This window comes from Pseudomonas sp. xss_2, assembly GCF_043104195.1.
Lineage (GTDB): Bacteria > Pseudomonadota > Gammaproteobacteria > Pseudomonadales > Pseudomonadaceae > Aquipseudomonas > Aquipseudomonas urmiensis.
The window spans coordinates 9,764-29,584 of the sequence record NZ_JBICKL010000070.1; the positions used below are offsets into that span (position 1 = coordinate 9,764).

The window sequence follows — 19,821 nt, forward strand, 5'->3', positions numbered from 1 at the left end:
TGCCCGCAGATGCACGGCCACGGGCAAGGAGGTGCCCGCAGACCACGCGCCCGTGACGTGGCCGGTGCACCGCAGCAGAACACGCCGGAGCCAGGCCTGCCCACGTGCAGCCTGATCCGTGATGCCGAGGTCCGCTGTATGCCTGATCCGACCCTTGAACTGCCCGTGATCCAGCGTGTGCTGGATCACCACCGCGACACCCCTGGTGCGCTGTTGCCGATACTCCATGCTATCCAGGCTGGCACCGGCTACATCCCCGACGCCGCCGTACCTGAGATCGCCCATGCCCTCAACCTGAGCCAGGCCGAAGTGCGCGGGGTGATCAGCTTCTACCACGACTTCCGCACTTCGCCGCCAGCGCGCCACACCTTGCGTCTGTGCCGGGCCGAATCCTGCCAGAGCCGGGGCGCCGAGGCGCTGGCCGCGCAACTGCGTGAACAGCTGGGGCTTGATGATCACGGCACCAGCGCCGATGGCGCCGTCGGCCTGCGCCCGGTCTATTGCCTGGGCGCTTGCGCTTGCTCGCCAGCGCTGGAGCTTGATGGCCAGGTGCATGCCCGGCTTACCCCTGAGCGCCTGCGTACGCTGGTCGACGGCTGCCTGCAGGAGGCCAAGCCATGCTGAAGCTGTTCATCCCCTGCGACTCGGTCGCCCGTGCGGTCGGCGCCGATCAGTTGGCCGCTGCCCTGGCCGCTGAGGCCGAGCGTCGGCAAATTCCGCTGCAGATCCTGCGCACCAGCTCGCGTGGCCTGTACTGGCTGGAGCCGCTGGTCGAACTGGACAGCGCCGCTGGCCGCTTGGGCTTCGGCCCGGTGATGGTCGAGGATGCGGCCTCACTGCTCGATGCCCTGGTTGCAGATCCCGCCAGCCATCCGCTGGCACTGGGTTTGGTCGAGCAGATTCCATATTTAGAGACGCAACAGCGCCTGTTGTTCGCCCGTGCCGGCATCACTCGGCCACTGTCATTGGATGACTACCGCAGCCATGGCGGTTTTGACGGGCTAGCCAAGGCGGCGCTGATGGATGGCGCGGACGTGGTCGCTGCGGTGCTCGACTCCGGCTTGCGCGGGCGCGGCGGCGCGGCGTTCCCGGCGGGGATCAAGTGGCGCACCGTACGCGATGCCCCGGCAGGGCAGAAGTATGTGGTGTGCAACGCCGACGAGGGCGACTCCGGCACTTTCGCCGACCGCATGCTGATGGAGGGCGACCCGTTCCTGTTGATCGAAGGCATGATCATCGCTGGCCTGGCGGTGGGGGCGAGCAAGGGCTACATCTATGTGCGCTCGGAATACCCTGACTCGGTTCGGGCGCTGAACGAGGCAGTGCTGCTCGCCCGTGAAGCGGGTTATCTGGACGCCACTGGCAGCGGCGTGGCCTTCGACCTGGAGGTGCGGGTGGGGGCTGGCGCCTACATTTGCGGTGAGGAAACCGCGCTGCTCGAATCGCTCGAAGGCAAGCGCGGGATCGTCCGCGCCAAGCCGCCACTGCCGGCGCTCGAAGGCCTGTTCGGCCAGCCGACCCTGGTGCATAACGTGCTCACCCTGGCCTCGGTGCCGATCATTCTGGCCAAGGGTGCTCCGTTCTACCGCGACTTTGGCATGGGCCGTTCGCTGGGCACCTTGCCGTTTCAGCTGGCGGGGAACGTCCGCCAGGGTGGGCTGGTCGAGCGCGCGTTCGGCCTGACCCTGCGCGAGCTGGTCGAGGGCTATGGCGGCGGCACGGCCAGTGGCCGGCCACTGAAGGCTGCGCAGGTCGGTGGCCCATTGGGCGCCTGGGTGCCGCCAAGCCAGTTCGACACACCGCTGGACTACGAGGCCTTCGCCGCCCTCGGCGCGATGATTGGCCATGGCGGAGTCGTGGTCGCCGACGACACCCTGAACATGGCCGGCATGGCGCGTTTTGCCATGCAGTTCTGCGCCGAGGAATCGTGCGGCAAATGCACCCCGTGTCGGATCGGCTCGACCCGGGGCGTGGAGGTGGTCGAGCGCTTGATCGCCAGCAGCGACCCGGCCTATCGCCAAGAGCAGGCCGACCTGCTGCGTGACCTGTGCGACACCCTGCAGTACGGCTCGCTGTGCGCCATGGGCGGGATGACTTCGTATCCTGTGGCCAGCGCTCTCAAGCATTTCCCTGCCGACTTCGGTCTGGCCAGCCCGGAGGCCGCGCAATGATCAATTTCTTCGACCCCGCCAGTGACATCGACCTGGGCACCCCTGCGCGTGACAGCGAGGTACAGGTCAGCCTGAATATCGATGGCCGCGCGATCAGCGTGCCTGCCGGCACCTCGGTGATGCGCGCTGCGGCGCTACTGGGTACCAGCATCCCCAAACTGTGCGCCACCGACAGCCTGGAAGCGTTTGGCTCGTGCCGCATGTGCATGGTGGAAATCGACGGCATGCGCGGCTATCCCGCCTCGTGCACCACGCCGGTCAGCGAAGGCATGGTGGTGCGCACGCAAACCGCGCGCCTGGCCGACCTGCGGCGCAACGTCATGGAACTGTACATCTCCGACCACCCGCTGGACTGCCTGACCTGCTCGGCCAACGGCAACTGCGAGCTGCAGAGCGTGGCCGGCCAGGTCGGCTTGCGCGAGGTGCGTTATGGCTATGCCGGTGACAATCACCTGGCCGAAGCCAAGGATGTTTCCAACCCCTACTTCGACTACGAGCCAAGCAAGTGCATCGTCTGCAGCCGCTGCGTGCGCGCTTGCGAAGACATCCAGGGCACGTTCGCCCTGACTATCACCGGACGCGGCTTCGACTCGCGGGTGGCAGCGGCGGGTGGCGACAACTTCCTCAATTCCGAGTGCGTGTCTTGTGGGGCGTGTGTGCAGGCCTGTCCGACCGCGACCCTGACCGAGAAGAGCCTGGTGCAGCTCGGCCAGCCGGAGCGGGCAGTGATCACCACGTGCGCCTATTGCGGCGTGGGCTGCTCGTTCCGTGCCGAGATGAAGGGCGATCAGCTGGTGCGCATGGTGCCGGACAAGAACGGCGGCGCCAACCATGGCCATGCCTGCGTCAAGGGCCGCTTCGCCTGGGGCTATGCGACCCACCCCGATCGCATCACAACGCCAATGATCCGCAAGCACATCGACGACCCTTGGCAAGAGGTCAACTGGGACGAGGCCGTCAGCTATGCGGCCAGCGAGCTGCGCCGCATCCAGCTCAAGTACGGGCGCGATTCGATTGGCGGGATCACCTCCAGCCGCTGTACCAACGAAGAGGCCTACCTGGTACAAAAGTTGGTGCGTACCGCCTTTGGCAACAACAACGTCGATACCTGTGCGCGGGTCTGTCATTCGCCCACCGGTTACGGCCTCAAGCAGACCTTGGGCGAGTCGGCTGGCACGCAAAGCTTCGACTCGGTGATGCTGGCCGACGTGATCCTGGTGATCGGCGCCAACCCCACCGATGCCCATCCGGTGTTCGGCTCGCAACTCAAGCGGCGCCTGCGCCAAGGCGCCAAACTGATCGTCATCGACCCACGGCGTATCGATCTGGTCGACTCGCCGCATGCACGCGCCGAACTGCACCTGCAATTGCGCCCAGGTACCAACGTGGCCATGCTCAACGCCTTGGCCCATGTGATCGTCACGGAAGGGCTGCTCGATCAGGGCTTCGTCGATAGTCGCTGCGAAGCGGCGGAATTTGCCCGCTGGCGCGACTTCGTCAGCCTGGCGGATAACGCCCCTGAAGCGCTCGGGCCGATCTGCGGCGTCCCCGCCGAACAGATCCGCGCTGCTGCCCGGCTGTATGCCAACGGCGCCAATGCGGCCATCTACTACGGGCTGGGCGTTACCGAGCACAGCCAGGGCAGCACCGCGGTGATGGGCATCGCCAACCTGGCCATGGCCACCGGCAACATTGGTCGCGAAGGGGTAGGGGTCAACCCGCTGCGTGGCCAGAACAACGTCCAGGGCTCCTGCGACATGGGCTCGTTCCCGCATGAGCTGCCGGGCTACCGGCACATTTCCAACGAGGGCGTGAGGGCTGAGTTCGAGCAGGCCTGGGGCGTGACCTTGCAGCCCGATCCGGGCCTGCGTATTCCCAACATGTTCGAAGCGGCCTTGGATGGCAGCTTCAAGGCCCTGTACTGCCAGGGCGAGGACATCGCCCAGAGCGACCCCAACACCCAGCACGTCACTGCCGCCTTGCGCGCCATGGAATGCGTGGTGGTGCAGGATATCTTCCTCAACGAGACGGCCAAGTTCGCCCATGTGTTCCTGCCGGGCAGCTCGTTCCTGGAAAAAGACGGCACCTTCACCAACGCCGAACGGCGTATCTCACGGGTGCGCAAAGTTATGGAGCCGCTGGCTGGCAAGGCGGATTGGGAAGCAACCGTGGCCCTGGCCAACGCCTTGGGCTACCCGATGGACTACCGCCACCCGTCAGAGATCATGGATGAAATCGCCCGCCTGACGCCGACCTTCCACCGCGTCAGCTACGCCGAGATCGATCGCCACGGCAGCCTGCAATGGCCGTGCAACGACGCCGCGCCCGACGGCACCCCGACCATGCACATCGGCCAGTTCGTGCGTGGCAAGGGACGCTTCATGCTCACCGGTTACGTGCCCACCGACGAGAAGGTCAACAGCCGCTATCCGCTGTTGCTGACCACCGGGCGCATCCTCAGCCAGTACAACGTCGGCGCCCAGACCCGGCGCACCGGTAACGTCGCCTGGCACGCCCAGGACCGCCTTGAGATCCACCCAAGCGATGCTGAAAGCCGCGGCATCGTCGAGGGTGATTGGGTCGGCATCGGTAGCCGCGCCGGGCAAACCGTGCTGCGTGCGCAGGTCACTAGCCGGGTCGCGCCGGGGGTGGTGTACACCACCTTCCACTTCCCCGAGTCGGGCGCCAACGTGATCACCACCGACAACTCCGACTGGGCCACCAACTGCCCCGAGTACAAAGTCACGGCGGTGGAAGTGGTGCGCGTGTCGCAGCCTTCGGCCTGGCAGCAGCGCTATCAGGCGTTCAGTGACGAACAACGGCGCTTGCTCAAGGAGCGCCGCCACAGCGACCAACCGGAGACTGCCGAGGTGCGCCGATGAGCGTCGACAATCTGATCAAGATGGCCAACCAGATCGCCCATTACTTCGACAGCGAGCCAGACCGCGCCCTGGCGGTGCAAGGGGTGAGGCAGCATCTGCACAGCTTCTGGGCCCCGGCGATGCGCCGGCAACTGGTCGAGTGGATGCAGGCCAATCCGGGGGAGGGGATCGATCCGTTGGTGCGCGAGGCGCTGGCTTCAGAGACGGTGGCGGCCTAGGTGTTTGCAGGGTGTCATTGGCGGCCCTTCGCAGGCTTACCTGCCAAGGGCCGCGCTCGATCCGAACTAGAACAGCGTCGCCTGCGGCGTCTCCAGCACGATCAATTGCGCCCCCTCGTTGCGCACATTACCCACGGCCTTGCTCACCGCAAACCACTCGAACGCCTCCACCGGCAGGCATTGCTCACGGGCTAACTGCTGCGCACGTTCTGCGGGTAGTTCCAGGTCCAACCAAGCCCGGGCGTGTTCCGGCGCCAGTACCAGTGGCCGGCGATCATGGATATCCAGCATGCCCTGATCGCTGGCGGCAGTGATGATCACAAAGCCATCGCCTTCACTCGGCTCCAGCCCCAGCCGCACCTGGGCCAGCGCCGCCATGAACATCGGTGCCTGGCTTTTCAGGCGAATGAAATAGGGTTGCTTGCGCTTGGGGTCGTGCGGGTCGGTTACCCACTCGTACCAGCCATCGGCCATTACCAGCGCCCGACCCTGCGGCCACAGGGCCTGGAAAAACGTGCCGGTGGTGACTGTTTCGACCCGCGCATTGATCGGCGCCGGCCGTTTGCCAGTGGCCCAGAACGGCGCCCAGCTCCAGTGGCAGGGGTCGATGCGCAGGCCATCTTCGGCCGTGTGCAGGATCAGTACGCGGCTACCGGGGGCGACGTTGTAACGGCCCACTGGGCTATTGTCATAGCCACTGACCACGTCTTGCTCGGCGTCCAGCTCGCGCAGATAGTCGGCCAAGCCTTGGTACTGGACGAAGCGTCCGCACATTGCAGGTCTCCCACTTGTCGAAATTTCCTACGCCGAAATTGACCGAAGGCCCGGCGATCGATTAACTGTATATCCATACAGTTTATTTGCAAGGCTGGCTCATGACTTCCATTCTTGGCCCGATCGCTTCAGGCAGCAGTGCGCTGCCGCGCTATCTGTTTCGCGTGCCGGCGGGGTTTCCCTCGCCCGCTGCGGACCACATGGAGCAACCGATCTCATTGGATGAGCTGTTCAACCTGCGCGCACCGCACATGTATCTGGTCAGGATAGACGGCGACAGCATGCAAGGCGCTGGGATCTTCGACGGCGACCTGGTGCTGGTCGATCGCTCGATCGAGGCCCACCACGGCCACATAGTCATCGCTGCCGTCAATGGCGAGCCGCTGTGCAAGCGCTTGCACAAGGTTGCTCGGCAGGTGTCGCTGCATTCGGAGAATCCCCGTTTCGCGCCGCGTTACATCCTTGAGGGCGACGAGTTGACGATCTGGGGCGTGGTGACCTTCAGTGTGCGTAGCCATGACCCAAAAGCCTGAAGCGGTGTTCGCCCTGATCGACTGCAACAGCTTCTACGCCAGTTGCGAGCGGGTGTTCCGCCCAGACCTGCGGCGCACCCCGATTGTGGTGCTGAGCAACAACGACGGTTGTGTCATCGCCCGCAGCGCCGAGGCCAAGCAGTGGGTGAAGATGGGCCAGCCGTATTTTCAGGTCAAGGACGTGCTGCGCCGCCATGGGGTGGTGGCGTTCTCCTCCAATTACGCACTGTACGGCGACATGAGCCAGCGGGTGATGACCGTGATCGAAGGCATGGTCCCGGCGCTGGAGGTGTACTCCATCGATGAAGCGTTCGCCGACCTCAGCGGCGTGCCTGGTGACCTCAAGCGCCTGGGCCGCGACATCCGCGAGCGGGTGCTGCAATACACCGGTATTCCGGTCGGCGTGGGTATCGCTGGTACCAAGACCTTGGCCAAGTTGGCCAACCATGCGGCCAAGCGCTGGCAGGAGCAAAGCGGCGGGGTGGTGGATTTGCGTGACCCGAGCCACCGTGACTGGGTACTGAAAAGGTGTGACGCCGCAGATGTCTGGGGCATCGGCCCGCGCATGGCCGCTCATCTGCGCGGCCTGGATATCCGCAGCGCCTGGGATCTGGCCCAGGCCGACCCGCGCAGCCTGGGCCAGCAATTTAGCGTGGTCATTGAAAAGACCGTCCGCGAGCTTGCCGGTACGCCATGCCTGGCGCTGGAGGAGGTGGAGCCGCCACGCCAGGAAATCTGCTGCAGCCGCATGTTCGGCAAACGCCTGACTGAACGTGCGCCAATCAGGCAGGCGGTGGCCAGTTATGTCATGCGTGCCAGCGAAAAACTGCGTGCGCAACAGTCCCTGGCGCGCAAGCTGCGGGTGAGCATTCGTACGGGCATGTTCAACCCCGACGAAGCCAAGTATGCCAATGGCGTGGTGGTGCAGTTGCCATACCCCACCGATGACGTGCGCCTGCTCACCGGCATGGCCATCGAGGCGCTGGACAGGGTGTTTCGCGAGGGCTTCAAGTACAGCAAGGCCGAGGTGTTGCTGCTGGAGCTGTGCCAGCGCGGGGAGTACACCGATGACCTGTTCGCCGCCTCGCAACCGCTCAAGAGCGGGCGGCTGATGAGCGTGCTCGATGGGGTGAATGGGCGCTGGGGCAGTGGGACCTTGCGGCCCGCTGCAGTGCCGGCGCTGCCCGACTGGGGGATGCGCCGGGAGTTGATGAGCAACAGCTTCACCACGCAGGTTTCTGGGCTTTGGCAGGTGAGATGATGGACGTTTGAGTTAGCGCATAGAGCTTTGCTGGGTTGGTGCCGGCCTCTCGCCCATTACAGGTGCAGGGGCGATCTTTAGCAACACGCCAAGCCTGTGGGAGCGGGCTTGCCCGCGAAGAGGCAGGCACGAACTTACCGACTTCAAATCGCCCGCTGATTCACCCGCGCCGACAACTGCTCGGCACTTTCCTTGCGCTCCGAATAGCGGTCCACCAACTCCGGCGCATGATCGCGCAGCAAGCGGGTGAACTTGACCAGCTCCTCCATCACATCCACCACCCGGTCGTAGTACGGCGAGGGCTTCATCCGGTCGTGCTCGTCGAATTCCAGGTAAGCCTTGGGCACCGAGGACTGGTTGGGGACGGTGAACATGCGCATCCAGCGGCCGAGCACGCGCAATTGGTTGACTACGTTGAACGACTGCGAGCCGCCGCACACCTGCATCACCGCCAGGGTCTTGCCCTGGGTCGGGCGAACGGCGCCAAGGCTGAGCGGGATCCAGTCGATCTGCGCCTTGAACACCGCCGACAGCGCGCCGTGACGCTCGGGCGAGCACCAGACCTGCCCTTCGGACCACAGCACCAGATCGCGCAGCGCTTGCACCTTGGGGTGGTCGAGCGGAGCGTCGTCGGGCAACGGCAGGCCGCTAGGGTCGAAGATGCGCGTTTCGGCACCGAAGTGCTCCAGCAGACGCGCAGCTTCCTCGGTCAGCAGGCGACTGAACGAGCGTTCGCGGGTCGAGCCGTACAGCAGCAGGATGCGCGGCTTGTGGCTGCTCGATTGGCTCAACTGCGGCGGGGTATCGAATAGGCTCAGGTCGAGATTGGGCAAGTCAGGGTTCATCGGGCCTCCAGATCAAAGTGTGCCAATGCGTTGCAGTTCAGCCTTGAGCGCAGCAGGGTCGAGCTGGGCGAAAGGCAGGGCGAAGAAGGCGCGGCAGCGCGTCTCGATGCGTGCCAGGGTGGCGCGGAAGGCGGCGTCGATGGTCGCCTCGTCGCCTTGCACCTCGGAAGGATCTTGCAACCCCCAATGCGCTTTGATGGCGGGGCCGAAGTACACCGGGCAGGTTTCACCGGCGGCCTTGTCGCAGACGGTGATGACGATATCCGGTGGGTTGTCGGCAAACGCCTCGTTGCCTTTGCTGGCCAGGCCGGCAGTGGCGATACCGGCCTGCTGTAGGGTGAACAGGCTACGTGGCAGCACCTCGCCCTTGGGAAAACTGCCGGCGCTCACGGCGCTAAAACCCTGTGGCGCCAGGTGATTGAACAGGGCTTCGGAAAGAATGCTGCGGCAGCTGTTGGCCGTGCACATGAACAAGATACGCATGCGGGACTCCAGTGATCAGACGCTCAGGCGCAAGGCCAGGGCCGAAAGGGTGATAAGCAGGACGGGCAGGGTCAGCAACAGGCCGACCTTGAAGTAGTAACCCCAGGTGATACGCACGCCTTTACGGGCCAGCACGTGTAGCCAGAGCAGGGTGGCCAGGCTGCCGATGGGGGTGATCTTCGGTCCCAGGTCGCAGCCGATGACGTTGGCGTAGATCATCGCCTCGCGCACCACCCCGTGGGCGTCGCTGGCATGAATCGACAGGGCGCCGATCAGCACGCTGGGCAGGTTGTTCATCACCGACGAGAGCACCGCCGAAATCAGCCCGGTGCCCAGGGTTGCGGCCCACAGGCCATGTCCGGCCAGAGCATCGAGGACGCGGGCCAAGGCGTCGGTCAGCCCGGCATTCCTCAGGCCATAGACCACCAGGTACATGCCCAGCGAGAACACCACGATCTGCCAGGGTGCTTCGCGCAGTACCCGGCGAGTTGAGATCACATGGCCGCGGGCGGCGACGGCGAACAGCACCGCCGCGCAGACCCCGGCCACGACGCTGACCGGGATGCCCAGCGGCTCAAGGATGAACAGACCCGCGAGCAGGCCGACCAGTACCACCCAGCCCACCCGGAAGGTCGCTCGGTCGCGGATGGCCAGGGCAGGGTCTTTCAATTCGTCCAGTGCGTAGCGCGCCGGAATGTCGTGGCGAAAGTACCAGAGCAGCACCAGCAAGGTTGCCGCTACCGCCGCCAGGTTCACCGGCAGCATCACTGCTGCGTACTGGTTGAAACCGATGTTGAAGTAATCCGCCGAGACGATGTTGACCAGGTTCGACACCACCAGCGGCAGGCTGGCAGTGTCGGCGATAAAGCCTGCGGCCATGACGAAGGCCAGGGTCGCAGCAGGCGAGAAGCGCAGGGCGATCAGCATCGACATCACGATTGGCGTGAGGATCAACGCCGCGCCATCGTTGGCGAACAGCGCCGAGACCGCCGCGCCGAGCAGCACAATGAAGGCGAACAAGCGCCGGCCATCTCCGCGAGCCCAGCGGGCCACATGCAGCGCCGCCCATTCGAAGAAGCCAGCCTCATCCAGCAGCAGGCTGACGATGATGATGGCGATAAAGGTAGCGGTGGCGTTCCAGATGATCGCCCACACGGCGGGGATGTCGTGCAGCGACACTGCCCCCACAAGCAAGGCGAGCAGGGCGCCGATGCTGGCGCTCCAGCCAACGCCCAGGCCTTTGGGCTGCCAGATGACCAGGATCAGGGTGAACACGAAGACGGCGGCGGCTATCAGCATGGCATTAGGCTCGGCGTGGCATTAGCAGCAGGTGGCGCGCGCGGGGCGGCCAGCCATGGTCTGCAGGCGGGCGCTGTCGGCTTCGAGCCAGGCGCTGTTGGCGTGCAAGGTGGTGCTCAGCACGGTATGGACCCAGGCCGGCAGCGCAGGGTTAAGGCGGTAGTACACCCATTGCCCTTGGCGACGGTCGAGCAAGATACCGGCACTGCGCAGCTGCGCCAGGTGGCGGCTGATCTTGGGCTGGCTGTCGTTCAGCGCGCACATCAGCTCGCAGACGCACAGCTCGCCTTGCTCGACAATCAGCAGGGTGGCGCGAGTGCGGGTCTCGTCGGCGAGGGACTTGAAGAGCTCGGGAGGCGTGAGGGTAGTCATAGACATATATGTAAATTCGAATATACGGATTTGCGTATATTAGTCAGGCCTTGCTGCTATCAGCAAGGGTCTTGTGCTGGCTACGCCGCGCGGGGGAGGCAAGCAAAGTTCCCCGCGCAATCTGTAAATTTCGTAAATAAGATTTAAACCTATTTGAGAATCATTATATTCACCGTCCCATTGGCCCCCAAGCTTGCTTGTGAGGCCGGTGGGCGTGAGTCTTCCGGTTTCCTGGTGCTGGGCGTGGCCTTCGTCCATGAATCAGGAGATGTGTCGATGCAATCCAGAACCTCACCCAACGGCCTGGCCCTAGCCTTCGTAGCGCTGGCCTCGCCGGCCATGCTTGCGACTGCGGCCAACGCCCAGGAGCAGCAGTCTGCCGAGGTGCTGGAAGTGCCGGTCGACAGCAATGCGCTGGTGATCCAGGACACTCTGGTAACCGCCGAGCGTGAGGCCCGCCAGGCCCTGGGGTCGTCGATCATCACTGAAGAAGACATCAAGCGTCGCCCGCCCGCCAATGACCTGTCCGACATCATTCGCCGCGAGCCTGGGGTCAACCTGACCGGCAACAGCGCCAGCGGTGCGCGCGGTAACAACCGCCAGATCGACCTGCGCGGCATGGGCCCGGAAAACACCCTGATCCTGATCGACGGCAAGCCCTCCAATGCCCGCAACGCAGTGCGCTACGGCTGGAACGGCGATCGTGACACCCGCGGTGAAACCAATTGGGTACCGGCCGAGGCGGTCGAGCGCATCGAGATCCTGCGGGGGCCGGCAGCGGCGCGTTATGGTTCGGGGGCCATGGGCGGGGTGGTCAACATCATCACCAAGCGTCCCACCGACGAGCTCAAGGGCAGCGTCAACTTCTACACCCAGATGCCTGAAGACAGCGCCGAGGGCGTTAGCCGCCGGACCAACTTCAACCTCAGTGGCGGGCTGACCGATAACCTCGGCTTCCGGGTCTACGGGGGCTTGGCCAAGACCGATGCCGATGACCTGGACATCAACGCCGATCATGCTGGCAGTTCGACGGTTGCCGGCCGCGAAGGCGTGCGCAACAAGGACATCAATGGCCTGCTGAGCTGGAAGCTCAACGATGAGCACCGCGTGGAAATGAGCGCCGGCTACAGCCGCCAGGGCAACATCTACGCTGGCGACACCATGAACAGCAACGGTGGTGGCAACCCTGAACTGATCGCCGACTTGTATGGTCATGAGACCAACGTGATGCAGCGCAATACCTACGACCTGACCCACCTGGGCGACTTCAGTTGGGGTACCAGCAAGACCGTGCTGGCCTACGAGTACGTCCGTAACTGGCGCCTGAACGAAGGCCTGGCCGGCGGCCCGGAAGGTGCGATCAATGACAGCGGCGCTGCCATGTCGCGACTGCGCAACACCCGCCTGAGCAGCGAAGTGAACCTGCCGTTTGCCATGGGCAGCACCGAGCACGTGCTGACCCTGGGCGGCGAATACCTCTACGAAACCCTCAATGACCAGGGCTCGTTCCGGCCGCAGAGCTTCGATCCGAGCGGTAACGGCAACAACGTCATCAATGGCTTTGACCGTAGCGACTCGAAGATGTCGGCCAAGAGCTATGCGCTGTTTGTCGAGGACAACATCATCGTCGGCGACACCACCGTCACCCCCGGCCTGCGTCTGGATCACCACGAGGAGTTCGGTGACAACCTGAGCCCAAGCCTGAACCTGTCGCACAAGTTGACCGATCACCTGACCGTCAAAGGCGGCATCGCCCGGGCCTACAAGACGCCGAACCTGTACCAGTACAACCCCAACTACCTGCTCTACAGCCGTGGTCAAGGGTGCAGCGTGCAGCAGACCAACTCCGGAGGTTGCTACCTGCAGGGTAACGCCGACCTCGAGCCGGAGATCAGCGTCAACAAGGAAATCGGCCTGCTCTACGACCGCGGCACCTGGCGTACCAGCGCGACCTACTTCCGCAACGATTACAAGAACAAGATCATCGGCGGCACCGATGTGCTTTACGCCATCAACAACGGCCGCCGCGTGACCCAGTTCGAAAACGCCGGTGAAGCGCGGGTCGAAGGCATCGAAGGCAACTTCTTCATGGAGTTGACCCCAAGCCTGGACTGGAACACCAACCTGACCTGGATGCTCGACAACGACAACCGCGAAACCGGTGAGCCGCTGTCGGTGATTCCTGAGTACACCGTCAACACCACCCTGGACTGGCGTGCAACCGACAAGCTGTCGTTCCAGGTCGCCGGCACCTACTTCGGCAAGCAGAAGTCGCCGACCTACAACTACCGCACCCAGCAGAGCTACGACCAGGACGCCCAGCAGGACGTCGAAGCCTACGGCCTGGTGGATATCAGCACCGGTTACAAGTTCAACCAGAACTATGACGTGCGGGTTGGGGTGAACAACGTCTTCGACAAGCAGATCCTGCGCGGCGGCAATGCCAGCAGCTCGGGGGCCAATACTTACAACCAGCCGGGGCGTGCGGTGTTTGCTTCGCTGAACATCTCGTTCTGATCATCGCTAACGGGGGCCGCCTTGCGGCCCAATCGCGGGACAAGCCCGCTCCCACGCCAGCCGCAACTACCGGGCTGGCGTGGGAGCGGGCTTGTCTCGCGATTGGGCTGCACGGCAGCCCCTCTCATGCTTAAGAGGAACCTCTGATGAGTGAATCCCCCGCCTGGTTGCGCATCCTCTCGCGCAGCGCCGCAGCCCTGTTTGGCGGCTATGCCTTCAGCTACGCCGCTACTGCCTGCCTGGCGCGGATCCTGCCGCTGTCGCCTGCCGACGCGGTATTGGTCGCCACACTCCCGGCCTTCATTTTCTACACCCTGGCAATCCTCTGGGCCTTCGCCAGCCGTGACGCGCTGCGTGCCTGGGCGCCATTGGCGCTGGCCGCGCCGTTGATGCTGATCGGCTTCTGGCCACAGGCATTAGGGTGGCTGGCATGAAAAACACCTTCACCCAATCGATGTCCTGGCTGCACACCTGGGCCGGGCTGATCCTCGGCTGGCTGTTGTTCGCCATCTTCGTCACCGGCACCCTGGCGGTGTTCGACAAGGAGCTCAACCACTGGATGCAGCCGGAAATCCCGGCCACCGAGGTGTCCCAGGCCGATGCCGCCACGCGCGCCATCGCCTACCTGCAGACCCATGAACCGAACGCCGGCAACTGGGGCATCAGCCTGCCTACCGAGCGTGCTCCGGGGCTGAGGGTGTCTACTGGCGATCGTCGCCATGGCGTGGGCGTGCAGCTCGATCCGCAGACGGGCGAGCCGATTGCGGTACGCGACAGCGTCGGCGGCAACTTCTTCTTCCGCTTTCACTTCACCCTGGATTTGCCGCGCAACTGGGGCATCTTCGTCGTCGGTGCATTGGCCCTGGTGATGCTCGCCGGGTTGATCACCGGCATCGTCATCCACAAGAAGATCTTCAAGGAGTTCTTTACCTTCCGCCCGGACAAGGGCCAGCGCTCGTGGCTGGACTTTCACAATGCCAGCGCCGTGTTGTTGCTGCCGTTTCATTTGATGATCACCTACACCGGCCTGGTGATTTTCATGCTGATCTACATCCCGGCTGGCGTGGACGCGCTGTTCGAGGGTGATACTCGGGCGTACTTCCAAGCCCAGGGCAATGCGCGCATGGAACAACCACGCCGGCTGGCCAAGCAACCGGGTGAGCTGGTCGATGTCGCGCCGTTGCTGGCCCAGGCCGAAGCGCGCCTGGGGCCGATTGGTGGGCTGAACATTCGCAATCCCAATACTGCAGGTGCTCGCGTCGAGATCCGTCCGGTGCTGGGTAATCGCATCGCCCTGACCAAGGGCAACGCACTGGTATTCGATGGTGTCAGCGGCAAGCTGCTCAGTGATGTCCCTGAGCTACGCCCGGCAGCGCTGACCCAGCGGGTGATGGCCGGCCTGCATTTCGCCCAGTTCGGCGGCTACCCGATGCGCTGGTTGTACTTCATCTGCGGGCTGGTTAGCTGCGCGATGATTGCCAGCGGATTGGTGCTGTTCTGCGTCAAACGCGGGCGCAAGTACGCCAATGCCAATGCCGATGCCTCGGCGCGCCGCTGGTATCGCGTGGCTGAAGTGTGCAACGTCGGCTTCATCGCCGGGCTGTTGCTGGCGTGCGTGGGCCTGTTGTGGGCCAGCCGCCTGTTGCCGGCGGAGCTGGCGCACCGTGAAGCATGGGAAGTGCGCAGCTTCTTCGGCCTATGGTTGCTGGCGTTGTTGCATGCCGGCGTGCGTCCGGCCAAACGCGCCTGGATCGAGCAACTGGCGCTGAGCGCGCTGCTGTGCGCCGGACTGGGCGTGCTGGGTATGCTGGCGGGCGCCGCGGATAACCTGCGCATCGGCGTCGAAGTGACCGGGCTGGTGCTCGGCCTAGGCCTGGCCCTGGCAGCCTGGCGAGTCGCTCATCCCAAGCCTGCGCCGGTCAGGGTCAGGCGCCAGGTGGAGGCTCAGGCATGACGATGATTATCGGCAGTTTGCTGTTCGCCTATGCCGGTATGCTCGGGCTGTGCCAGGGGCTGGAGCGACATTTCAAGCAGGTGTGGAACCGACCCTGCCCGCGCAGCCTGCGCCTGGCCCTGCGCGCAGCGGGCTGGTTGGGTTTGGCGATCAGCTTGCTGTTGTGCGCCCAGGCCTGGGGCTGGGCGATGGGGCCGGTGGCGTGGTTTGGGGTGATTTCGCTGGCGGCGATGGTGCTGGTGATGCTGTTGCCCTATTGGCCCAAGCTGGCGGTGGGGCTGGTGGTGGCGGTGCCGGTGTGGGGGGGGTTGCAGATGTTGATATGAGCCACGTTTTTTCAGCTCAGAGGCGGCCTCTGCGCGGGTAAACCCACTCCCACGAGATCTCAGCGGTGGTTCTTGTGGGAGCGGGCCGCAGCGGGCAGCGCCAGTGCCAGAGTCTTAACTGACGGTCACCTTGGCAAACGCCTCGCGGAACCTGAGCATCTCCTGCTCATTCCCGACACTGACCCGCACCCAGTTCGGCCAACTCGGCCAGACCCTGCCAATCAATACCCCCTCCTTGGCCAGGCGCTCGACCACCGGCTTGCCCGGCCCCCGCAGGTCGATCATGAAGCAGTTGGTCTGCGAAGCGGTGCAGCGCCAGCCGCGCTGGTTGAGCCAGGCGATGGTGGCATCGCGCAGGCGGGCATTTTCGGCCTTGCGCTCAGGCACCAGTTGGCGGTCGTGCAAACTGGCCAGCGCGCCGAGCAGGGTAGGCGCCGCAGCGACGTTCTCGCCATCATAGACTTCCAGGCGCTGCAACAAAGACGCCTGGCCGATGGCCAGCCCCAGGCGTGCACCGGCCATGCCGTAGAGTTTGGAGAACGTCTGCAGGACCAATAACTCGGGGTGCTCCTTGACCAGGTCGATGCAGCTTTGGGCATCGCTGAAGTGAATGTACGCCTCATCGACCAGCACCACGCTGCCCTTGGCCTTGTTTGCCAGCAAGCGCTCGATGTCGCGACGCGGGGTGAGGGTTCCGGTGGGGTTGTTGGGGTTGCATAGGTAGATCAGCCCGGGCGCCTGGTCGGCGGCCAGCATGGCTTGGATGTCATGCGCATGATGCCGATCCAGGGCAACCCGATGCACCTCGGTGCCGCGGCTCAAAGCCGCTTCGACCGGGGCTTCGTAAGAGGGCTCGGGCACCACCAGGCTGCTGGCGCCAGTGAAGGCCATCACCGCATGTTGCAACGCCAGCTTCGAGCCACAGAACACTTGCACCTGATCCGCCTGCAGAGCGTTCTGCGCGGCAAATTCGTCGATCAGGCGGTACTGCGCGTCGTAGGGATAGCGGCCGCATTGCTCGATGCCCTCGCGCATCGCCTGGCGCGCGGCGCTGCTCGGGCCCCATGGGCTTTCGTTGAAGTTGATGCGCACCGGGCCGGTGGCGGCAGGGGTGCCTGGCGAACGTGGTGCTGCCCAACTCATCTGGCCGAGCAGCGGTAGGGCCATGCCCAGGCCCACCAACGAGCGACGCGTCATATCGGTCATGCTTCGTCTTCCCTGTTGTCATTGGTTACATGAGGGACGAGAGCAGGGGCCGCTGATTAATGGTGGCACTTGGCTTTGCAGGCGCTAGCGCAGCACCCCTTGCTGCGCCAGCCACTGTTCGAAGCACTCGAAGGTGGCGATTGCCGCCTGCACTGTGCGCGTTTGATCCTCGGCGCCACTTGGCGCCTGCTCGAGCCGTTCGAGGAAGCTGCGCCAGCGCGCGCCCGTCAGTGGGCCGTAGACATCGAGAAAGCCTGCGCCGCTGTCTGCGCCAAGGGCCAGGCGTTCGGTCATCGCCCGCTTGAGTACCTGGCCGCCGAGGGTCGAGCCTTCAACCACATACATCACCCCCATGGCACTGGCTTGATCGCTGATTTGCGGTAGCGCTCGACACAGCGGCAGGGTGTCGATCTCGGCGCGGGTCATCGCCAGTGCCAGCAGGTCGGTGACCAGTGTTGGGGTCTTGACCCGCTCGCATTCTTGATAAGCGCCGAGCAGTGCTTCCAGCGGCGCATGAAAGCCGAAATAAGCCTGCATCAGGCGCCGATAGGCCGCCTGGTCGAAGTCAGCGGAAAAAAACGGCAGGCGGGCTTCCAGGCGCCTGTGGCAGGTTTGCGTGCCCTCGCGCAGGGCGAGCAGCAGAGGGCTGGAGTAATGGCTGGCAGTGGCGGACATCTTGGGCTCTTGCGATGAGGTGCCAGGGTTGGACTGGCGAACCTGGCGCGGCGTTCCTGCTACGCGACAGGGTTGGCGAAAAACAGGCATGCTAACGCATCTGCGCGTTTTCTTTCGAAGAGGATACCGGTGAAAGCCGTCCGCCTGACCCTGATATGCCATGGCCTGACCGAGGCCCAGAAGAGCGGGCGCTTGGCCCACCCTGAGGATGCCGTGCTGGCGTTAGCCGAACCGCTGGAGATGGCCGCTGCAGGGGTGCAGGTGCTGCGCGCGCCTGAACGCAGGGCAAGTGAAACGGCAGCTTGGCTGGCCGCCCAGGCCTCTATCGAATCTGCGTTGGCTGACTGCGATCTGGGCAGTTGGCAGGGCCTGGCGCTAAAGCAGTTGCAGCTTGAGCAGCCCGAGGCCCTCGCTCAGTGGCTGCAAGACCCGTATAGCGCCCCGCATGGCGGCGAGTCGATCGCGCAGCTGGTGGAGCGGGTCGGCGCCTGGTTGGCCGGCTTCGATGTGCCAGGACAGTGGCTAGCGGTGACCCACCCAATGGTCATTCGCGCGGTGCTGGTGCAGCTGCTCGGTTGCCCGTTGGCGTCGTTCCAGCGCATCGATGTGTTGCCGCTGTCACGCCTGGAGTTGAGCTTCACCGGGCAGTGGCGGCTGCGTCTGAACTGAACGGCAGTTGGCTCAGAACGCCAGCTTGTAGCCGATCATCAGCAGCATGGCCGCCAGGCACGGGCGCAATACGCTGTCGGAAATACGTCCGGTGAGGTGGCTGCCCAGGTAGATGCCAGGCAGCGAACCGAGCAGCAGGTAGCCCAGCAGCGACCAGTCCATGTTGCCCATGCCGGCGTGGCCAAGGCCTGCGACCAGGGTCAGCGGCACGGCGTGGGCGATCTCGGTGCCGACCAGGCGGCGGGTGACCAGGAACGGATACAGCAGGAACAACGCCACGGTGCCCAGGGCACCGGCACCAATCGAGGTGAGGGTGACCATCACGCCCAGCACCACGCCGGTGAGCACGGTGAGGATGTTCAGGTTGCGGTCGCTGAGGTGGTAGTGGTCACCGGCGTGGCGGTTGGCAAAGGCTTGCAGGCGCGACTTGAACAGAATCGCCAGCGCAGTGAGGATCAACACCACCGCCAGGCCTTGCTTGATCACCGCGTTGAGCGCCGAGGTGTCGGCATGCAGGGTGCTGAGGAACCACAGGGTCAGGGCCGCCGCAGGTACGCTGCCCAGGCTCAGCCAGCCGGTGATCTTCCAGTCGATGTTCTTGTTGCGCCCATGCACCCAGACGCCACTGGCCTTGGTGATGGCGGCGTAGAGCAGGTCGGTACCCACGGCGGTAGCGGGGTTGACGCCAAACCAGAGCAGGATCGGGGTCATCAGCGAACCTCCGCCGACGCCGGTCATGCCAACGATGAAACCCACAACCAGTCCCGCAATGGTGAAACCGAAAGAACCTACATCCATACGCTACTCGACTGCCCAACTTGCCCGTGATCGGATGGGTGCCAGCATATAGATTTTTTTATAGCCAAATAGACTTGTTCGTTATTAGGTTATAACTGTTGGCCCAGGCAGTCAGCGATCGGTCATCACCACCATGACATGCGCATCGCCGCCATCCTCGCTCTCGGACAGGTAGATGTGGCCTACCTGGCTGTCGAAATAAGCGGTCTGCTGCGGACCGATACTCACCGCCTCGCCGGTCTCGAATTCAATCCGCACGCGGCCGCTCAGCACCACTGCGAATTCCTGCCCGGGGTGGCGGATAAAATCGTCGAACTCGCCGCGTTCGCGGGCGATGATTCGGGCATAGGCCGGGGTCATGCGCCGTTCCGGGAAGGCCCCGGCGATCGGGTAATAGTCGTAGGTGCCGGTGGAGTAGCCTGCGGCGTCTGGGATCGAGTCGACTACTACGGTCGCCGGCGACGGCGCATTGACCTGACCGCTGGCGCGAAACAGCTGGGCGATATCGACATTCAACGCGCGCGCCGCAGCAGCCAGTTTTTCGTAGCTGACCGAGACCTGTGCCAGTTCCATCTTCGATAACGTCGAGACCGGTACGCCGCTGAGTTCAGCCAGTTGCTTGAGGGTTAGCTGGCGGGATTTGCGCACTTGCCGCAAGCGTGCGCCGACTTCGCCGCGATCAAGCAGGGGTAGGGCGCGGGAGCGCTCTGGGGCAGGCGTTTGGTCGGCGGGCATTGGGGCTCTCATCGGCGGCGTTGGTCGAACATCTTACCTTGGACACTTGCGGGATCGTAAATTCTCATATATTAGAATTCTCATAAATGATAATTATCGTGAC

Annotated in this window: 20 protein-coding genes; 11 read left to right on the forward strand and 9 right to left on the reverse strand. The window is 64.1% G+C overall.

The genetic code is table 11. The features are described 5' to 3' along the window. The first annotated feature begins 138 nt into the window (after positions 1-138). The 4 genes from ACF8K2_RS17305 to ACF8K2_RS17320 are packed head-to-tail and all read left to right on the forward strand — an operon-like array spanning position 139 to position 5,271. The gene (locus tag ACF8K2_RS17305) at positions 139-624 is read left to right on the forward strand and encodes a formate dehydrogenase subunit gamma (protein WP_392466469.1); all 486 of its coding nucleotides are present in this window, start codon (positions 139-141) and stop codon (positions 622-624) included. Beyond that, positions 618-2,171, forward strand: coding sequence for a formate dehydrogenase beta subunit (locus ACF8K2_RS17310; RefSeq protein ID WP_392466318.1), 1,554 nt, complete (start codon positions 618-620; stop codon positions 2,169-2,171). The genes ACF8K2_RS17305 and ACF8K2_RS17310 overlap by 7 nt, the downstream gene beginning before the upstream one ends. Then, positions 2,168-5,053: a formate dehydrogenase subunit alpha gene (fdhF, locus tag ACF8K2_RS17315; RefSeq protein WP_392466320.1), complete on the forward strand. Its 2,886-nt coding sequence runs from the start codon at positions 2,168-2,170 to the stop codon at positions 5,051-5,053. The genes ACF8K2_RS17310 and fdhF overlap by 4 nt, the downstream gene beginning before the upstream one ends. Continuing rightward, positions 5,050-5,271 carry a formate dehydrogenase subunit delta gene (locus tag ACF8K2_RS17320; protein WP_186555053.1) on the forward strand — a complete coding sequence of 74 codons (222 nt, stop codon included), beginning with the start codon at positions 5,050-5,052 and terminating at the stop codon, positions 5,269-5,271. Before fdhF ends, ACF8K2_RS17320 begins: the two co-directional genes overlap by 4 nt. Before the next feature lie 66 nt (positions 5,272-5,337). Here the strand turns inward: ACF8K2_RS17320 and ACF8K2_RS17325 are convergent, their stop codons facing one another. After that, positions 5,338-6,045, reverse strand: a complete 708-nt coding sequence (locus tag ACF8K2_RS17325) for an SOS response-associated peptidase family protein (protein WP_392466324.1) — start codon at positions 6,043-6,045, stop codon at positions 5,338-5,340. A gap of 101 nt (positions 6,046-6,146) precedes the next feature. Between ACF8K2_RS17325 and ACF8K2_RS17330 the strand changes: the two genes are divergently transcribed. Then, a complete protein-coding gene (locus ACF8K2_RS17330; RefSeq protein WP_392466326.1) occupies positions 6,147-6,578 on the forward strand; it encodes a LexA family protein in 432 nt (143 codons plus the stop codon). Then, the gene (locus ACF8K2_RS17335; protein WP_392466330.1) at positions 6,562-7,839 is read left to right on the forward strand and encodes a Y-family DNA polymerase; all 1,278 of its coding nucleotides are present in this window, start codon (positions 6,562-6,564) and stop codon (positions 7,837-7,839) included. Before ACF8K2_RS17330 ends, ACF8K2_RS17335 begins: the two co-directional genes overlap by 17 nt. A 143-nt stretch (positions 7,840-7,982) precedes the next feature. Here the strand turns inward: ACF8K2_RS17335 and arsH are convergent, their stop codons facing one another. From arsH to ACF8K2_RS17355, 4 genes are read right to left on the reverse strand one after another with little or no spacing between them, the layout of a single operon-like run. Then, on the reverse strand, positions 7,983-8,684 hold the full coding sequence (gene arsH, locus ACF8K2_RS17340; RefSeq protein ID WP_392466333.1) for an arsenical resistance protein ArsH: 702 nt from the start codon (positions 8,682-8,684) through the stop codon (positions 7,983-7,985). A gap of 12 nt (positions 8,685-8,696) precedes the next feature. Then, positions 8,697-9,167: an arsenate reductase ArsC gene (locus ACF8K2_RS17345; protein ID WP_392466335.1), complete on the reverse strand. Its 471-nt coding sequence runs from the start codon at positions 9,165-9,167 to the stop codon at positions 8,697-8,699. 15 nt (positions 9,168-9,182) lie between these two features. Beyond that, positions 9,183-10,466, reverse strand: a complete 1,284-nt coding sequence (locus tag ACF8K2_RS17350; RefSeq protein ID WP_392466338.1) for an arsenic transporter — start codon at positions 10,464-10,466, stop codon at positions 9,183-9,185. Between the two features lie 21 nt (positions 10,467-10,487). Beyond that, complete coding sequence (locus ACF8K2_RS17355; protein ID WP_392466471.1) at positions 10,488-10,838, reverse strand: metalloregulator ArsR/SmtB family transcription factor; 351 nt, start codon at positions 10,836-10,838, stop codon at positions 10,488-10,490. Positions 10,839-11,114: 276 nt separating this feature from the next. Between ACF8K2_RS17355 and ACF8K2_RS17360 the strand changes: the two genes are divergently transcribed. The 4 genes from ACF8K2_RS17360 (at position 11,115) to ACF8K2_RS17375 (ending at position 15,635) form a co-directional block, all read left to right on the forward strand. Beyond that, positions 11,115-13,355 (forward strand): TonB-dependent siderophore receptor, encoded by a 2,241-nt coding sequence (locus tag ACF8K2_RS17360; protein WP_392466339.1) that lies wholly within the window; start codon positions 11,115-11,117, stop codon positions 13,353-13,355. A 146-nt stretch (positions 13,356-13,501) separates the two neighbouring features. After that, positions 13,502-13,789 (forward strand): iron transporter, encoded by a 288-nt coding sequence (locus tag ACF8K2_RS17365; protein WP_392466341.1) that lies wholly within the window; start codon positions 13,502-13,504, stop codon positions 13,787-13,789. Further along, the gene (locus tag ACF8K2_RS17370; RefSeq protein WP_392466344.1) at positions 13,786-15,309 is read left to right on the forward strand and encodes a PepSY-associated TM helix domain-containing protein; all 1,524 of its coding nucleotides are present in this window, start codon (positions 13,786-13,788) and stop codon (positions 15,307-15,309) included. Before ACF8K2_RS17365 ends, ACF8K2_RS17370 begins: the two co-directional genes overlap by 4 nt. After that, positions 15,306-15,635, forward strand: coding sequence for a DUF3325 domain-containing protein (locus ACF8K2_RS17375; RefSeq protein ID WP_392466347.1), 330 nt, complete (start codon positions 15,306-15,308; stop codon positions 15,633-15,635). The genes ACF8K2_RS17370 and ACF8K2_RS17375 overlap by 4 nt, the downstream gene beginning before the upstream one ends. Before the next feature lie 114 nt (positions 15,636-15,749). Here ACF8K2_RS17375 and ACF8K2_RS17380 read toward each other — a convergent pair whose 3' ends face one another. Together ACF8K2_RS17380 and ACF8K2_RS17385 are read right to left on the reverse strand one after the other, a co-directional pair. Next, positions 15,750-16,841, reverse strand: coding sequence for a pyridoxal phosphate-dependent aminotransferase (locus tag ACF8K2_RS17380; RefSeq protein ID WP_392466349.1), 1,092 nt, complete (start codon positions 16,839-16,841; stop codon positions 15,750-15,752). 84 nt (positions 16,842-16,925) lie between these two features. Beyond that, on the reverse strand, positions 16,926-17,516 hold the full coding sequence (locus tag ACF8K2_RS17385; RefSeq protein WP_392466352.1) for a biliverdin-producing heme oxygenase: 591 nt from the start codon (positions 17,514-17,516) through the stop codon (positions 16,926-16,928). Positions 17,517-17,645: 129 nt separating this feature from the next. On the opposite strand from ACF8K2_RS17385, the gene ACF8K2_RS17390 reads away from it, so the two are divergent. Continuing rightward, positions 17,646-18,185, forward strand: coding sequence for a histidine phosphatase family protein (locus ACF8K2_RS17390; RefSeq protein WP_392466355.1), 540 nt, complete (start codon positions 17,646-17,648; stop codon positions 18,183-18,185). A 12-nt stretch (positions 18,186-18,197) separates the two neighbouring features. On the opposite strand, the gene ACF8K2_RS17395 is transcribed toward ACF8K2_RS17390, so the two are convergent. Further along, positions 18,198-18,983, reverse strand: coding sequence for a sulfite exporter TauE/SafE family protein (locus ACF8K2_RS17395; protein WP_186555039.1), 786 nt, complete (start codon positions 18,981-18,983; stop codon positions 18,198-18,200). 111 nt (positions 18,984-19,094) lie between these two features. Further along, positions 19,095-19,718, reverse strand: a complete 624-nt coding sequence (locus ACF8K2_RS17400) for a helix-turn-helix domain-containing protein (protein ID WP_392466359.1) — start codon at positions 19,716-19,718, stop codon at positions 19,095-19,097. Positions 19,719-19,821: the final 103 nt, after the last annotated feature.

What these genes read in the sequence shown, in the direction of transcription:
- ACF8K2_RS17305 (WP_392466469.1), top strand. Translation starts at nt 139, where the DNA reads ATGCCTGATCCGACCCTTGAACTGCCCGTGATCCAGCGTGTGCTGGAT.
- ACF8K2_RS17310 (WP_392466318.1), top strand. Translation starts at nt 618, where the DNA reads ATGCTGAAGCTGTTCATCCCCTGCGACTCGGTCGCCCGTGCGGTCGGC.
- fdhF (WP_392466320.1), top strand. Translation starts at nt 2,168, where the DNA reads ATGATCAATTTCTTCGACCCCGCCAGTGACATCGACCTGGGCACCCCT.
- ACF8K2_RS17320 (WP_186555053.1), top strand. Translation starts at nt 5,050, where the DNA reads ATGAGCGTCGACAATCTGATCAAGATGGCCAACCAGATCGCCCATTAC.
- ACF8K2_RS17325 (WP_392466324.1), bottom strand. Translation starts at nt 6,045, where the DNA reads ATGTGCGGACGCTTCGTCCAGTACCAAGGCTTGGCCGACTATCTGCGC.
- ACF8K2_RS17330 (WP_392466326.1), top strand. Translation starts at nt 6,147, where the DNA reads ATGACTTCCATTCTTGGCCCGATCGCTTCAGGCAGCAGTGCGCTGCCG.
- ACF8K2_RS17335 (WP_392466330.1), top strand. Translation starts at nt 6,562, where the DNA reads ATGACCCAAAAGCCTGAAGCGGTGTTCGCCCTGATCGACTGCAACAGC.
- arsH (WP_392466333.1), bottom strand. Translation starts at nt 8,684, where the DNA reads ATGAACCCTGACTTGCCCAATCTCGACCTGAGCCTATTCGATACCCCG.
- ACF8K2_RS17345 (WP_392466335.1), bottom strand. Translation starts at nt 9,167, where the DNA reads ATGCGTATCTTGTTCATGTGCACGGCCAACAGCTGCCGCAGCATTCTT.
- ACF8K2_RS17350 (WP_392466338.1), bottom strand. Translation starts at nt 10,466, where the DNA reads ATGCTGATAGCCGCCGCCGTCTTCGTGTTCACCCTGATCCTGGTCATC.
- ACF8K2_RS17355 (WP_392466471.1), bottom strand. Translation starts at nt 10,838, where the DNA reads ATGACTACCCTCACGCCTCCCGAGCTCTTCAAGTCCCTCGCCGACGAG.
- ACF8K2_RS17360 (WP_392466339.1), top strand. Translation starts at nt 11,115, where the DNA reads ATGCAATCCAGAACCTCACCCAACGGCCTGGCCCTAGCCTTCGTAGCG.
- ACF8K2_RS17365 (WP_392466341.1), top strand. Translation starts at nt 13,502, where the DNA reads ATGAGTGAATCCCCCGCCTGGTTGCGCATCCTCTCGCGCAGCGCCGCA.
- ACF8K2_RS17370 (WP_392466344.1), top strand. Translation starts at nt 13,786, where the DNA reads ATGAAAAACACCTTCACCCAATCGATGTCCTGGCTGCACACCTGGGCC.
- ACF8K2_RS17375 (WP_392466347.1), top strand. Translation starts at nt 15,306, where the DNA reads ATGACGATGATTATCGGCAGTTTGCTGTTCGCCTATGCCGGTATGCTC.
- ACF8K2_RS17380 (WP_392466349.1), bottom strand. Translation starts at nt 16,841, where the DNA reads ATGACCGATATGACGCGTCGCTCGTTGGTGGGCCTGGGCATGGCCCTA.
- ACF8K2_RS17385 (WP_392466352.1), bottom strand. Translation starts at nt 17,516, where the DNA reads ATGTCCGCCACTGCCAGCCATTACTCCAGCCCTCTGCTGCTCGCCCTG.
- ACF8K2_RS17395 (WP_186555039.1), bottom strand. Translation starts at nt 18,983, where the DNA reads ATGGATGTAGGTTCTTTCGGTTTCACCATTGCGGGACTGGTTGTGGGT.
- ACF8K2_RS17400 (WP_392466359.1), bottom strand. Translation starts at nt 19,718, where the DNA reads ATGCCCGCCGACCAAACGCCTGCCCCAGAGCGCTCCCGCGCCCTACCC.